General features: G+C 67.1%; 11 protein-coding genes. 10 read left to right on the top strand and 1 reads right to left on the bottom strand.

Features of this window, described 5'->3' with window-relative positions:
* The first annotated feature begins 119 nt into the window (after window positions 1-119).
* A complete protein-coding gene (locus tag ABKF58_RS14735) occupies window positions 120-1715 on the top strand; it encodes a DNA recombination protein RmuC (protein WP_482581565.1) in 1596 nt (531 codons plus the stop codon).
* 7 nt (window positions 1716-1722) lie between these two features.
* Here ABKF58_RS14735 and ABKF58_RS14730 read toward each other — a convergent pair whose 3' ends face one another.
* Window positions 1723-2466, bottom strand: a complete 744-nt coding sequence (locus ABKF58_RS14730; RefSeq protein ID WP_482581563.1) for an EAL domain-containing protein — start codon at window positions 2464-2466, stop codon at window positions 1723-1725.
* Window positions 2467-2707: 241 nt separating this feature from the next.
* Here ABKF58_RS14730 and ABKF58_RS14725 point away from each other — a divergent pair, with 241 nt between their 5' ends.
* From ABKF58_RS14725 to ABKF58_RS14685, 9 genes are read left to right on the top strand one after another with little or no spacing between them, the layout of a single operon-like run.
* A complete protein-coding gene (locus ABKF58_RS14725; protein WP_482581562.1) occupies window positions 2708-4087 on the top strand; it encodes an NfeD family protein in 1380 nt (459 codons plus the stop codon).
* 2 nt (window positions 4088-4089) lie between these two features.
* On the top strand, window positions 4090-4863 hold the full coding sequence (locus ABKF58_RS14720; RefSeq protein ID WP_482581560.1) for a slipin family protein: 774 nt from the start codon (window positions 4090-4092) through the stop codon (window positions 4861-4863).
* 12 nt (window positions 4864-4875) lie between these two features.
* A complete protein-coding gene (gene acsA, locus ABKF58_RS14715) occupies window positions 4876-6654 on the top strand; it encodes an acetate--CoA ligase (protein ID WP_482581558.1) in 1779 nt (592 codons plus the stop codon).
* Complete coding sequence (gene pdhA, locus ABKF58_RS14710) at window positions 6651-7853, top strand: pyruvate dehydrogenase (acetyl-transferring) E1 component subunit alpha (protein WP_482581556.1); 1203 nt, start codon at window positions 6651-6653, stop codon at window positions 7851-7853. Before acsA ends, pdhA begins: the two co-directional genes overlap by 4 nt.
* A complete protein-coding gene (locus ABKF58_RS14705; protein ID WP_482584388.1) occupies window positions 7741-8664 on the top strand; it encodes an alpha-ketoacid dehydrogenase subunit beta in 924 nt (307 codons plus the stop codon). Before pdhA ends, ABKF58_RS14705 begins: the two co-directional genes overlap by 113 nt.
* 13 nt (window positions 8665-8677) lie before the next feature.
* A complete protein-coding gene (locus tag ABKF58_RS14700) occupies window positions 8678-9130 on the top strand; it encodes a pyridoxamine 5'-phosphate oxidase family protein (protein ID WP_482581554.1) in 453 nt (150 codons plus the stop codon).
* A 49-nt stretch (window positions 9131-9179) separates the two neighbouring features.
* Complete coding sequence (locus ABKF58_RS14695; RefSeq protein ID WP_482581553.1) at window positions 9180-10271, top strand: dihydrolipoamide acetyltransferase family protein; 1092 nt, start codon at window positions 9180-9182, stop codon at window positions 10269-10271.
* 27 nt (window positions 10272-10298) lie between these two features.
* Window positions 10299-10583: an acyl carrier protein gene (locus ABKF58_RS14690; RefSeq protein WP_482581550.1), complete on the top strand. Its 285-nt coding sequence runs from the start codon at window positions 10299-10301 to the stop codon at window positions 10581-10583.
* Window positions 10567-13371, top strand: coding sequence for an AMP-binding protein (locus ABKF58_RS14685; RefSeq protein ID WP_482581548.1), 2805 nt, complete (start codon window positions 10567-10569; stop codon window positions 13369-13371). Before ABKF58_RS14690 ends, ABKF58_RS14685 begins: the two co-directional genes overlap by 17 nt.
* The last annotated feature ends 12 nt before the right edge of the window (window positions 13372-13383 follow it).

The following is a 13383-nucleotide window of genomic DNA, read 5'->3' as shown; positions in this document are numbered from 1 at the left end:
ATAATCTGGCTTGATGAATCAACCCAGACCACTGATTCCATATCGTTTTTCATCAGACAAACGCCGCCTCACAAGCTCCGCATCTATCTGAACTTATTTCGACAAGGCACTGATAAACAATGGAAATTATCATCGGACTGCTGGTTGGCCTGATCGTGGGCGGCGCCGCATTGTGGTCGGTACAAAAATCGCGCGCCCAGGCCGAGTATCAGCGCGGCCGTGGCGAAGCTTTGTCCGAAAATGCGGCACTCGCCGCGCAGCTGAAGGCCTGCCAGATGCAGGTCGACGAACTGAAAGGGCGCGAGCGCGACCTGGCCGCGACGTTGGCCGAAGCCCGCCAGCAGCTGGGCGACAACCAGCAGCGCATCGCCAGCTATGCCACCCGTGCCCAGCGCGTGCCGGAGCTGGAGCAGGTGCTGGGCGAGCGCGAGCGCACCATCGAGCAGCTGACGCGCGAACTGCGCGACACCGCGAGCCAGCTGGCGGCGCGCGCCGAGCAGGGGCGTCAGCTGGAAGCCTCGCAGCTTCAGGTGATCAAGGAACGCGAACTGGCCACGAGGTTGGCCGAAGACATCACTCGACTGACTGCACGCGAGCAAGAGCTGGTCACCACGCTCGACAAGGAGCGCCAGCAGACGCGCGAGAAGCTGGCCTTACTCGACGACGCCAAGGAAGCGCTGTCCAACCAGTTCAAAACATTGGCGAGCGAGATCCTCGAGGAAAAATCGCGCCGCTTCACCGAGCAGAACAAGGAAAACCTGGGCTCGCTGCTGACGCCGCTGCACGAGCGCATCCAGAACTTCGGCAAGCTGGTGCAGGACACCTACGACAAGGATTCGAAAGAGCGCCTGACGCTGGAGCAGGAGCTGCGCCGGCTGCAGGAACTCAACACCCGCCTCAACCACGACGCCGTGGCGCTGACCAACGCGCTTACCGGCGCCAACAGCAAGGCACAGGGCACCTGGGGCGAGATGGTGCTGGAGAAGGTGCTGGAAACCTCGGGCCTGCACAAGGACCGCGAGTACCGCGTGCAGGTGTCCGACACCGTCGAGACCGAGGACGGCAGCAGCCGCCGCTACCAGCCGGACGTGGTGATCGACCTGCCGGAAGGCAAGCAGCTGGTGGTCGATTCCAAGGTGTCGCTCAACGCCTACGTGCGCTACACCGCCGCCAGCGACGACGTGCTGCGCGAAGCGGAGCTGAAGGCGCACATTGCCGCCATCCGCGCCCACATCCGCACCCTGTCGGAAAAGCGCTATCAGGATCTGTACAAGCTCAATACGCTGGATTTCGTGTTCATGTTCGTGCCGGTCGAACCGGCCTACCTGCTGGCGGTACAGCACGACATGAGCCTGTTCAACGAGGCGTTCGAGCGCCGCATCATGATCGTCGGCCCGAGCACGCTCTTGGCCACGCTGCGCACCGTCGCCAGCATCTGGCGCTACGAGTACCAGAACCAGAACGCCCAGGAAATCGCCCGCCAGAGCGGGGCGATGTACGACAAGTTCGTCGGCTTCGTCGACAGCATGGAAAAGCTCGGCAAGCAGCTCGACACCACCCGTGACACCTTCGGCGACGCGATGAAGAAGCTGCAGATCGGCCGCGGCAACCTCATCACCAGCGCCGAGAAACTGCGCAAGCTTGGCATCAAGTCGAACAAGCAGCTCGCCTCGCACCTGGCGCTGGAGTCTGGCGACGAAGCCGACGAGGAGTAAGCCGGCGTCAGGCCCGCACCAGCCGGAACCGCTCCCGGAATAGAAACCCCTGCACCAGATCGACCTCGAGCTCGCGCGCCAGCTCGAGGTCCTGCTCCGTTTCCACCCCCTCCAGCACGCACTGCTTGCCCAGCTCGCGCGCGTAGCCCAAGAGCGCCTTGAGCAGTCGCATCCCGGCCGGGTCGCCGCGCCGCGCCAGCCAGGAACGGTCGAATTTGAAATAGTCGACCCCGCCCAACAGCGTCAGCGACAGCATCGACTCCGGGCTGCCGATATCGTCCAGCGCCAGACGCACGCCGTGCGCCTTCAGGATCTCGGCCAAGCGTTGGCTCAGATGCGCCTCTTGCACGCTGGAATTCTCGATGATTTCCACCACCAGCCGTTGCGGCGACTCGAACAGCGCCAGCATCGGATGGCGGCGCTCGTCGCTGACCGGCTGCATGAAGGCATCCGGATCGACGTTCAGAAACAGCAGCCCCTCCGGCGGCGCAGCGGCAATCTGGAAGCGCTTGGCCAACAGCTCGACCTGGAACAGGGTGAAAGGAGAGTGGTGCAAGGCGTCGAACACCAGCTGTGGCGGCAGGGCCGTCCCGTCGCGTCGGTAGAAGCGGGCCAGCGCTTCGTGACCCACCGTTGCCAGCGAAACCGTATCGACCAGAACCTGATATTCGGTACCGATGCGCTGGTGCTCTATCGTGTCCAGCAGGACGTCGACGGAGAGATCGGCAGGATGAGAAAGTAGCAAAGTCATAGTGAGAATAATTATTGGTTTTATTTATCGAGATTCTATCCCGTTTCATGATAAAAAGCTCAACAATCCTTGCCGCCAACCGGCCATGGCGAGGGGCTTCCCGCTGCAGCGCAGCGTGTTGACGACCCCGGCGATGCGCCCTGCCAGAACGGCGGCGGCGCAGGCTGAGCGGCAATTCGCCGTGCCCACCGGATTCATGGTCTAGATTTAGACTGTCGCGTGATCGATTGGACCGCCTGCGATGATGAAGCTGTGGCACATCATCATGATCTGGCTCGGACTGTTACTGGGTGGGGCGACTGCGGCCACACCACAACCACCCGTCATGCTAATACCGCTCACCGGCGCCATCGGCCCGGTCGGCGCCGATCACGTCACGCGCAGCCTGGCCCGCGCCGAGAAAGAAGGGGCGCAACTGGTGGTGCTGCAGATGGACACCCCGGGCGGGCTCGACACCTCGATGCGGCAGATCATCAAGGCCATCCTGGCGTCACCGGTGCCGGTGGCAAGTTTCGTCGCCCCCAGCGGCGCGCGCGCCGCCAGCGCCGGCACCTACATCCTCTACGCCAGCCACATCGCCGCCATGGCCCCCGGCACCAACGTGGGCGCTGCCACGCCGATTCAGATCGGCATCACCGGCGCGCAGCCGGAACAGCCATCCGCCAGGAGCGGCAAATCCGGCAGCAGCGAAGCGGCTCAGGAGCAGGGCGGCAGCACCCAGGACACGCTGACCCACAAGCAGATCAACGACGCCGCCGCCTACATCCGCGGCCTGGCGCAACTGCGCGGCCGCGATGTCGCCTGGGGCGAGCAGGCGGTACGCGAGGCGGTCAGCCTGTCGGCCGACGAGGCGCTGGCCCGGAACGTGATCGACCTGACGGCACGCGATGTCCCTGATCTGTTGGTAAAGCTGCAAGGCCGCAAGGTCAAGATCGGGCCGGATGAGCGGGTGCTGCACACCGCCGGTGCCGCCGTGATCACGCTGCAGCCCGACTGGCGCAGCCGTTTTCTCGGCGTCATCGCCGACCCCAGCGTCGCCATGATCCTGATGGTGATCGGCATCTACGGTCTGCTGTTCGAATTTTCCAACCCCGGTTTCGTCGTGCCCGGTCTCGTCGGCGCCACCTGCCTGCTGCTCGGGCTGTACGCCCTGCAGATGCTGCCGGTGAACTACGCCGGATTGGCGCTGATGCTGCTTGGCCTGGGGTGCATGGTGGCGGAGGCCTTTCTGCCCAGTTTCGGCGCACTGGGCATCGGCGGCATCGTCATGTTCGTCATCGGCGGGGTGATGCTGATCGATACCGACCTGCCCGGCTTCGGGGTGCCGATCGGGCTGATCGTGGCACTCGCGGCGGGCTCCGGCCTGTTCATCTTCTTCATCTCGGGCATGGCGCTGAAGGCGCGCCGGCGCCCGGTGGTGAGCGGAGAGGTGCGGCTGATCGGGAGTACCGGCGAAATCATCGACGACCTGCAAAGCGAGGGCTGGGCCACCATCCACGGTGAACAATGGCGCGTGCAGAGCCCGGTACCGCTCAGGCGCGGTCAGCGGGTGCGGGTGATCGCCCGGCAGGGACTGGTGATGAGCGTGGAGCCGTGCGGCGAAACCACGAAAGGAGCGTAGTCATGGCATTCGGACTGGGGAGCGGCGGTGTCGTACTGCTGGTCGTGTTGCTGATAGCGTCGTCGTTTCGCATCCTGCGCGAATACGAACGCGGCGTGGTGTTCACGCTGGGCCGCTTCTGGAAGGTCAAGGGCCCTGGCCTGATCCTGATCATCCCGGGCGTGCAGCAGATGGTGCGGGTGGATTTGCGAACGGTGGTGATGGACGTGCCGCCACAGGACGTCATCACCCGCGACAACGTGTCGGTGAAGGTGAACGCGGTCGTTTATTTCCGGGTCGTCGATGCGGAGCGGGCGATCATTCAGGTCGTCAATTTTCACGAAGCTACCAGCCAGCTGGCGCAGACCACACTACGCGCGGTACTGGGCAAGCATGAACTCGACGAGCTGTTAGCCGAACGCGAAAGGCTCAACCTGGACATCCAGAAAGTCCTTGATGCCCAGACCGACAGTTGGGGCATCAAGGTCTCCAACGTCGAGATCAAGCACGTCGACCTGAACGAAACCATGGTCCGGGCGATTGCGCGGCAAGCCGAGGCCGAGCGCGAGCGGCGTGCCAAAGTCATTCACGCCGAAGGCGAGCTGCAGGCCTCGGTCAAGCTATTGGAAGCAGCCCAGATGCTGGCGCGCCAACCGCAGGCGATGCAGTTGCGCTACATGCAAACGCTCACGCAAATTGCCGGCGACAAGAGCTCGACCATCGTGTTCCCCATGCCAATCGACCTGCTGTCCAGCCTCGGGATCACACTTCCCAAGCAGGGCGACGGGCAGCACTGACGAGGAGCCGCCGTGCGACCGACTCTGATAGACAAGAACGTCGCTGCACTACCGGTGTTACCCAACCTGGGCGATCGCGATGCGGTATGCCACACATTTTCCTGGGACGACGAGCGGCGCGAGCTGGCAGGGCTTCCCGGAGGCGGGCTCAACATCGCGTTCGAAGCGGTGGACCGCCACGCCTTGAGCGAGCGGGCCGGGCACACCGCGCTGCGCCTGCTCTCGGCCGACGGCAGCCGCCGCGACATCCATTACGACGAGTTGCACCTCCTTAGCAACCGCTTCGCCAACGTCCTGACCGGTCTCGGCATCGGCCGCGGCGACCGGGTGTTCGTGCTGTGCGGACGACGCCTGGAGCTCTATCTCGCGGTATTGGGTAGCTTCAAGACCGGCGCGGTGGTGTCGCCGCTGTTCTCCGCCTTCGGCCCGGAGCCGATCGCCACCCGGGTGCGGCTCGGGCAGGGGGCGCTGCTGGTGACCACCGCGTCGCTGTACCGCCGCAAGGTGGCGGCGATGCGGGCGCAGATGCCGTCGCTGCGTCAGGTGCTGCTGATCGACGACGAGGGGGCTTCGGCCAACCTTTCCACGCCCGATGAGCCCGGTACGCTCGATCTCGGCCGGCTGATGGCGGAGGCCGCCGACGAGTTCGCCATCGCTCCCACCCGGCCCGACGACCCGGCGCTGCTGCACTTCACCAGCGGCACCACCGGCACCCCGAAAGGCGCGCTGCATGTACACGGCGCGGCGCTCACCCATTACGTCACCGGTAAGTACGCGCTCGACCTGCATCCGCAGGACATCTACTGGTGCACCGCCGACCCCGGCTGGGTCACCGGCACCTCCTACGGCATCATCGCCCCGCTGCTGCACGGCGTGACCAGCATCATCGACGAGTCCGAGTTCGACGCCGAACACTGGTACCGCGTCCTGCAGGAGGAGCGGGTGAGCGTGTGGTACACCGCGCCCACGGCGATCCGCATGCTGATGAAGGCCGGGCCGGAGCTGGCGCACCAGTTCCACTTTCCCGCGCTGCGCTTCATCGCCAGTGTCGGCGAGCCGCTCAACCCGGAAGCGGTGTGGTGGGGCGCGGACGTGCTGGGCCTGCCGATCCACGACAACTGGTGGCAGACCGAAACCGGCGGAATCATGATCGCCAACACCGTGGCGATGCCGGTCAAGCCGGGCTCGATGGGCAAGCCGCTGCCCGGTGTCGAGGCCTGCATCGTGCGGCACCAGCCCGACCGGCCCATCGAGGTGCTGAGCGACGCGGATGCCGTCGGCGAGCTCGCCCTCAAGGCCGGCTGGCCGTCGATGTTCCGCGGCTACCTGGGACAGGACGAGCGCTATCGCAAGTGTTTTTCCGGCGAGCTTTACCTCACCGGCGACTTGGCGCGGCGCGATGCCGACGGCTATTACTGGTTCGTCGGCCGCGCCGACGACGTGATCAAGTCGTCCGGTCACCTGATCGGGCCGTTCGAGGTGGAAAGCGCGCTGATGGAGCACCCGGCGGTGGCCGAGGCCGCGGTGATCGGCAAGCCCGACGAGATGGTGGGCGAGGTGGTGAAGGCCTTCGTCTCGCTCAAGCGGGGCGTCGAGGCCAGCGAAGCGCTACGCGCCGAGCTGCTCGGCCATGCCCGCAAGCGCCTGGGGGCCGCGGTGGCGCCGAAGGAGATCGCCTTCCTGCCGACGCTGCCGCGCACCCGCAGCGGCAAGATCATGCGCCGCCTGCTCAAGGCGCGCGAGCTGGGGCTGCCGGAAGGCGATCTGTCGACACTGGAGGAGGGCGCATGAGCCAGCCCAACTCAGCAGGCGCCGAGCTGATGCTGCCGCCGGGCCCGGTCCCCACCGCCCCCGTACCGTTCGCACCGGAGCTGGCACTAGGCCTGTTGCGCGACATGCTGCGCATCCGCCGGCTGGAGGAAAAGGCCGCCGAGCTGTACGGCGCCGGCCAGATCCGCGGCTTTCTGCACCTCTACATCGGCGAGGAAGCGGTGGCGGCGGGCGCGATGCGCGCGCTGGCGCCGGAGGACACCGTGGTCGCCACCTACCGCGAGCATGGCCAGGCGCTGCTGCGCGGGGTGTCGATGCGCGCCATCATGGCCGAGATGTTCGGCAAGCAGGAAGGCTGTTCGCGCGGGCGCGGGGGCTCGATGCACCTGTTCGACGCCAAGGCACGCTTCTTCGGCGGCAACGCCATCGTCGCCGGCGGCCTGCCGCTGGCGGTCGGACTGGCGCTGGCCGACCGCATGCAGGGCATCCGCCGCGTCACCGCCTGCTTCTTCGGCGACGGCGCCGTCGCCGAGGGCGCCTTCCACGAATCGATGAACCTGGCCGCGCTGTGGCAGTTGCCGGTGCTGTTCTGCTGCGAGAACAACCTCTACGCCATGGGCACCGCGCTGCCGCGCGCCCAGGCGCAGACCGACCTGTGCCGCAAGGCCGCCAGCTATGGCATCGCGGCCCGCGCCGTCGACGGCATGGACGTGGTGGCAACCTACCAGGCCGCGCTCGAGGCCGCCGACACGGTGCGCGCCGCGCAGCAGCCGTTTTTCATCGAGTTCCAGACCTACCGCTTCCGCGCGCACTCGATGTTCGACCCCGACCTGTATCGTGACAAGGCGGAAATCGAGCACTGGAAGGAACACGGGCCGATCCACACCTACACCGCGCGGCTGAAAACCCAGGGCAGGTTGGCCGAAGAGCAGTTCCTGGCGCTCGACGCCGAGGTCGGGCGCGAGGTGGACGACGCCGTGGCGTTTGCCGACGCCGGCCACTGGGAGCCGGTCGCCGACCTGCTGCGCGACGTCCATACCCCCGCCGGGGGGCATCATGAGCCACACCAGCTACCGCGAAGCCCTGCGCGAAGCGATGCGGGATGCGCTGCGGCGCGACCCGCGCGTGTTCCTGATGGGCGAGGACGTCGGCCGCTACGGCGGCACCTATGCCGTGTCCAAGGGCTTGCTGGCGGAGTTCGGCCCCGAGCGCATCCGTGACACGCCGCTCTCCGAGCTCGCCTTCGTCGGCGCCGGCATCGGCGCGGCGCTGGGCGGGCTGCGCCCGATCGTCGAGGTGATGACGGTCAACTTCAGCCTGCTGGCGCTGGACCAGATCGTCAACACCGCCGCCACCTTGCGCCACATGTCGGGCGGTCAGTGCTCGGTGCCGCTGGTGATCCGCATGACCACCGGCGCCGGGCGCCAGCTCGCCGCGCAGCATTCGCACAGTCTGGAAGGCTGGTACGCCCACATCCCCGGCATCCGCGTGCTGGCGCCGGCCACGCTGGAAGACGCGCGCGGCATGCTGTGGCCGGCGCTGCAGGACCCCGATCCGGTGATCCTGTTCGAGCACGGCCAGCTCTACAACGTGGAAGGCGAGTTGGCCGAAGACGTCGAGGTCGATATCCATTCCGCCAGGGTGCGGCGTAGCGGCAACGACGTCACTCTGATCGCCTACGGCGGGCTGCTCGGCAAGGCGCTGGACGCAGCGGAGCAACTGGCGCAAGAGGGCATCGAGGTGGAGGTGATCGACTTGCGCGTGCTGCGCCCGCTCGACGACGCCACGCTGCTGGCATCGCTGCAAAAGACGCACCGCGCGGTGGTCGTCGACGAGGGCTGGAAGAGCGGCAGCCTCGCCGCCGAGGTGGTGGCCCGCCTTGCCGAGCAGGCGTTCTACGAACTCGACGCCCCGCCCGTGCGGGTATGCAGCGCCGAAGTCCCCATTCCCTACGCCCGCCATCTGGAAGAGGCCGCGCTGCCCCATGTGGCCAGCATCGCCGCGGCGGTACGCACCGTCTGCGGAACCTAACCGGAGAGTCGCCATGGATCACGTCGCACGCCAGCGGGTGCTGGAAGTGATGAATACCCACAATCTCTGCACCATCGCCACCGTCCGCGAGGACGGCTACCCCCAGGCGACCACCGTCGCCTACGTCAACGACGGCCTGACGATTTACCTGTGCTGTGACGTGCACGCCCAAAAGCTGCGCAACATCCGGCTCAACAACAAGGTCTCGCTCGCCATCGACCACGACTACACCGACTGGCACGAGATCCGGGGGCTGTCGCTGGGCGGTACCGCCGAAGAAGTGCAAGACCCGGACGAGATCGAGCAGGCCCTCGACCTGATGCAGACCAAATTCCCGCAAATCACCGACATGGGCCCGGTGGAAACCATGGCCAGCGAGCTGGCGGTGATCAAGGTCACACCGCAGGTCATCTCGCTGCTCGATTACCGCCAGGGCTTCGGCTACACCGAGTATCTGGAAGTGTGATGCCACTCCAACCCCGCGACCACACCCGGCGCCAACGGAAAGGCCGTCCATGATCGAATTCACACTGCCCTCGCTCGGCGCCGACATGGACGAAGGCAAGCTGCTGGAGTGGAAAATCCACCCCGGCGACACGGTCAAGCGCGGCGACATCGTCGCCATCGTCGATACCGCCAAGGCCGCCGTCGACGTGGAAAGCTGGGTCGACGGCACCGTGTGGCAACTGCTGATCGACATCGGCGACAAGGTACCCGTCGGCACCCCGATCGCGCTGTTGCTGGCCCCGGGCGAAACGGCAGAGAACGCCGTGCTGCCCGCCAGGGGCGCCGAGCGCCGCCGCATCTCGCCGGCCGCGCGCAAGCGTGCCGGCGAGCTTGGCGTCGACCTCGCCAGCCTCAGCGGCTCGGGAGCGGAGGGGGCGATTACCCTGCAGGATGTCGAGGCCAAGGCGGCGGCCAGTGCCGCCCCGGCGCCCGATCGCAGCGCCGAGATGCGTCGCGCCATCGCGGCGGCGATGAGCCGCTCCAAACGCGAGATTCCGCACTACTACCTGGCCGACACCATCCCGCTGCGGTCGGCCCTCGCCTGGCTGGAGCGGCGCAACGCCGAACTGCCCGTCACCGAGCGCCTGCTGCCCGCCGTGCTGCTGCTCAAGGCGGTGGCGCTGGCCACGCGCCGCTACCCCGAGATGAACGGCCACTGGATCGACGGCGCCTTCCGCGCCGCCCCCGCCGCCCACCTCGGCGTGGCGATCTCGCTGCGCCAGGGCGGCCTGATCGCCCCGGCCCTGCACGACGTCGCCGCCAAACCGCTCGAGGTGCTGATGCACGAACTCGCCGACCTGGTGCAGCGGGCCCGCGCCGGATCGCTGCGCAGCTCCGAGATGGCCGACCCGACCCTGACCGTGACCAATCTGGGCGAGCAGGGCAGCGAGTCGGTGTTCGGCGTGATCTACCCGCCGCAAGTCGCCTTGGTCGGCTTCGGCAAGGTGATGGAACGGCCATGGGTGGAGCAGGGCCAATGCGTCGCCATGCCCAGCGTCATCGCCAGCCTGTCCGGCGACCACCGTGCCAGCGACGGCCATCGCGGCGCGCTGTTCCTGGCCGAAATCCGCCAGCTGCTGCAACAGCCGGACGCCCTCTAACCGCTGCAACGCCGACCGGAGCCCGCCATGGACCGCGCCCGCCTTCGCACCCTCGTGATCGACTCGCTGCGCAAGATTGCCCCGGAAGTGGAGGAGGGCACGCTGCGCGACGACCGCCCCTTGCGCGACGAGGTCGACCTCGACTCGATGGATTGGCTCAACTTCATCATCGGCCTGCACGAGCGCCTTCAGGTCGACATCCCCGAGGCCGACTATCGCCAGCTGGTCTCGTTCGATGCCGTGCTCGACTACCTCACGGCCCGGTTGCGCGATGCCCCGACCGCCTCACCGCCCCGTGACAGCGAGCCCTGATCCCGGCCCCGACGCCACGCCAGCGCAACGCGCCGAGCGCCTGCTGCAGGTGATCCGGGCACTGGAGCGGGAGGTGCATCCGGCCCACCCAGCGGGCGTGACGCTGGACAGCACCCTGGAAGGCGAGCTGGGCTTCGACAGCCTCACCCGGGTCGAACTGGTGCAACGGCTGAACCAGGCGTTCGCGGTTCAACTGCCGGACGAAGCGCTGTCGCACACCGAAACCGTGCGCGACCTGCTGCCCTACCTGGCGCAGCCGGATAGGGCCGAGGCGCCGCCGGCTCTCATGCCGCTGCGGCAGGGCTCCGCCATCGATCCGCCGCGGCACGCGGACACCCTGGTCGAGGCCTTGCTCTGGCACGTCGAGCGCCAGCCGGAACGCATCCACGTCCTGTTATACGGCGAGCAGCAAACGCTCCATCCCATCCGTTACCGCGAGTTGTACGAGGCGGGCAGGGCGATTGCCGGTGGACTGGCGGCACGGGGCATCACGCCGGGCGAAACCGTCGCACTGATGTTGCCGACCGGCCTTGGCTATCTGGCGAGCTTCATCGGCGTCATGCTGGCGGGCGGCGTCCCGGTGCCCATCTACCCACCCACCCGCCTGAGCCAGCTCGACGAGCATCTGCGCCGCCATGCCCGCATTCTCAACAACGCCGCCGTGGTGCTGATGGTTACCACGCAGCAGGCAAAGCCCGTCGCCACGCTGCTGCGCGCCAACGTCGCCAGCCTCGCCGGAGCCGTCACCACGGAAGAACTGGCCGGCGAGACCGATCGCCGGCCGTTCCAGGGCACATCCTCGGAGCTAGCCTTCCTGCAATACACCTCGGGCAGCACCGGCGATCCAAAGGGGGTCATGCTCAGCCACGCCAACCTGCTCGCCAATATCCGCGCCATGGGGCAGGTCATCGGCATCACCGCGGAAGATGTCGGCGTCTCCTGGCTGCCGCTCTACCATGACATGGGTCTGATCGGGGCCTGGCTGGGCTCGCTCTACCACGGCTGCCCTCTGGTGCTGCTGCCCACACTGAGCTTCCTGGCCCAACCGGCACGCTGGCTGCAGGCCGTGTCCCGGCACCACGCGACCCTGTCGGGCGCCCCCAACTTCGCGTACGAACTGTGCGCGCGCAAGACCGCCGACAGCGAACTGCAAGGCCTCGACCTATCCCACTGGCGCTTTGCCTTCAACGGTGCCGAACCGGTGAGCCCCGCCACGCTGGAACGCTTCGCCGCCCGCTTTGCCCCCTGTGGCTTCCAGCGCACCGCCTTGACGCCGGTATACGGGCTGGCCGAATCCACCGTGGCTCTGGCGTTCCCACCGCTCGGCCGAGGCCCGCGCATCGACCTGATCGCACCAGAACCGTTCGCCACCTCGGGGCAAGCCCTCCCGGCCCAGGACGACCGCGCGGCCCTCCGCATTCCCTCCTGTGGCCGCCCCTTGCCCAACCATGAAATCCGCATCGTGGGCGAGGATGGATCGGAACTATCGGAGCGCCAGGTGGGGCGGCTCGAATTCCGCGGCCCATCCGCGACGCAGGGTTACTACCACAACCCCACGGCGAGCACGGGGCTGTTCCACGACGGCTGGCTAGATTCCGGCGACAACGCCTACATGGCCGACGGGGAGGTCTACCTGACGGGGCGGATCAAGGACCTGATCATCCGTGCCGGCCGCAACTTCTATCCCTATGACCTGGAAGAAGCCATCGGCAACCTGCCGGGCATCCGCAAAGGCTGCGTCGCGGTATTTGCCAGTGCCGACCCGCGTCAGGGCTCGGAACGATTGGTCGTGTTGGCCGAAACCCGGGAGCAGGGCAGCACCGCAGGGGAGCAACTGCGCCAACGCATCCGCCAGACCGCCGCCGACGTGGTCGGCGTGCCGCTCGACGATATCGTGCTGGCGCTTCCGCACACGGTCCTGAAGACCTCCAGCGGCAAAATCCGCCGTCAGGCCTGCCGCACGGCTTATGAGCAGGGCAAGGTAAATCACCCGCCAACCATCTCACCATGGCGGCAGTCGCTGCGGCTATGGCGGGAGAGCGGGTTCGCCTGGGGAGTCATCGCGTTTCGACAGTTCGCCGCCTGGTGCTATGGCGTTTATGCCTGGGCGGTACTCCTCACCCTGGCACTGCCGGCCGGAGCACTGACCATCCTGCTGCGCAGGCCCGCCATGGGCCGGCGCCTTGTCCATGCCGCCGCCAGGCTCGGTCTAGGACTGAGCGGGCTGAAGGTGAGGGTGCAGGGACTGGAACGCCTACCAAGCCAGCCCCACGTGCTGCTGCTCAACCACGCCAGCTATCTGGATGTGCTGTTGCTCACGGCCTTACTGCCGGCGGCGCCGGGTTACACCTTCACCGCCAAACGCGAACTCAGCACCAATCCGCTGCTAAGAGCCCTCTTGAGCGGTCTGGGGGTATGTTTCATCGAGCGCGCCGATATCCGGCAGAGCCAGCATGATATCGACGCCATGGTCTCCGCACTGCAAGCGGGCGAAAACCTGCTGGTTTTCCCTGAAGGGACCTTTACCCGCGCCGCCGGGCTGCGGCCATTCCATCTGGGTGGTTTTCTCGCCGCCGGGCAAGCCCGTGTGCCGGTGGTCGTGGCCGGACTGCGCGGCACCCGCATCGTGCTGCGGGACGGCACATGGCTGCCGCGCAGGGCGCCGATCGAATTCGAAGTCGGCCCCAGCAAACTGCCGAGCGGCCCCGACTGGGCGGCCGCGGCCGCACTGAGCCAGAGCGTGCGGCCGGTCCTGGTGGCGCTGAGCGGCGAACACGATGCCCCGTAACGCGAGTCGGCG

The organism is Pseudogulbenkiania sp. AW2-16 (genome assembly GCF_056824575.1).
The sequence above is the reverse complement of the archived record's forward strand: the minus strand, read 5'-3'. Positions and strand labels throughout refer to the sequence as shown.

Excerpts from the sequence above, each read along its gene's own strand:
- ABKF58_RS14730 (WP_482581563.1), bottom strand. The coding sequence starts at position 2,466 with ATGACTTTGCTACTTTCTCATCCTGCCGATCTCTCCGTCGACGTCCTG.
- ABKF58_RS14725 (WP_482581562.1), top strand. The coding sequence starts at position 2,708 with ATGATGAAGCTGTGGCACATCATCATGATCTGGCTCGGACTGTTACTG.
- ABKF58_RS14735 (WP_482581565.1), top strand. The coding sequence starts at position 120 with ATGGAAATTATCATCGGACTGCTGGTTGGCCTGATCGTGGGCGGCGCC.
- ABKF58_RS14690 (WP_482581550.1), top strand. The coding sequence starts at position 10,299 with ATGGACCGCGCCCGCCTTCGCACCCTCGTGATCGACTCGCTGCGCAAG.
- pdhA (WP_482581556.1), top strand. The coding sequence starts at position 6,651 with ATGAGCCAGCCCAACTCAGCAGGCGCCGAGCTGATGCTGCCGCCGGGC.
- ABKF58_RS14720 (WP_482581560.1), top strand. The coding sequence starts at position 4,090 with ATGGCATTCGGACTGGGGAGCGGCGGTGTCGTACTGCTGGTCGTGTTG.
- ABKF58_RS14700 (WP_482581554.1), top strand. The coding sequence starts at position 8,678 with ATGGATCACGTCGCACGCCAGCGGGTGCTGGAAGTGATGAATACCCAC.
- ABKF58_RS14695 (WP_482581553.1), top strand. The coding sequence starts at position 9,180 with ATGATCGAATTCACACTGCCCTCGCTCGGCGCCGACATGGACGAAGGC.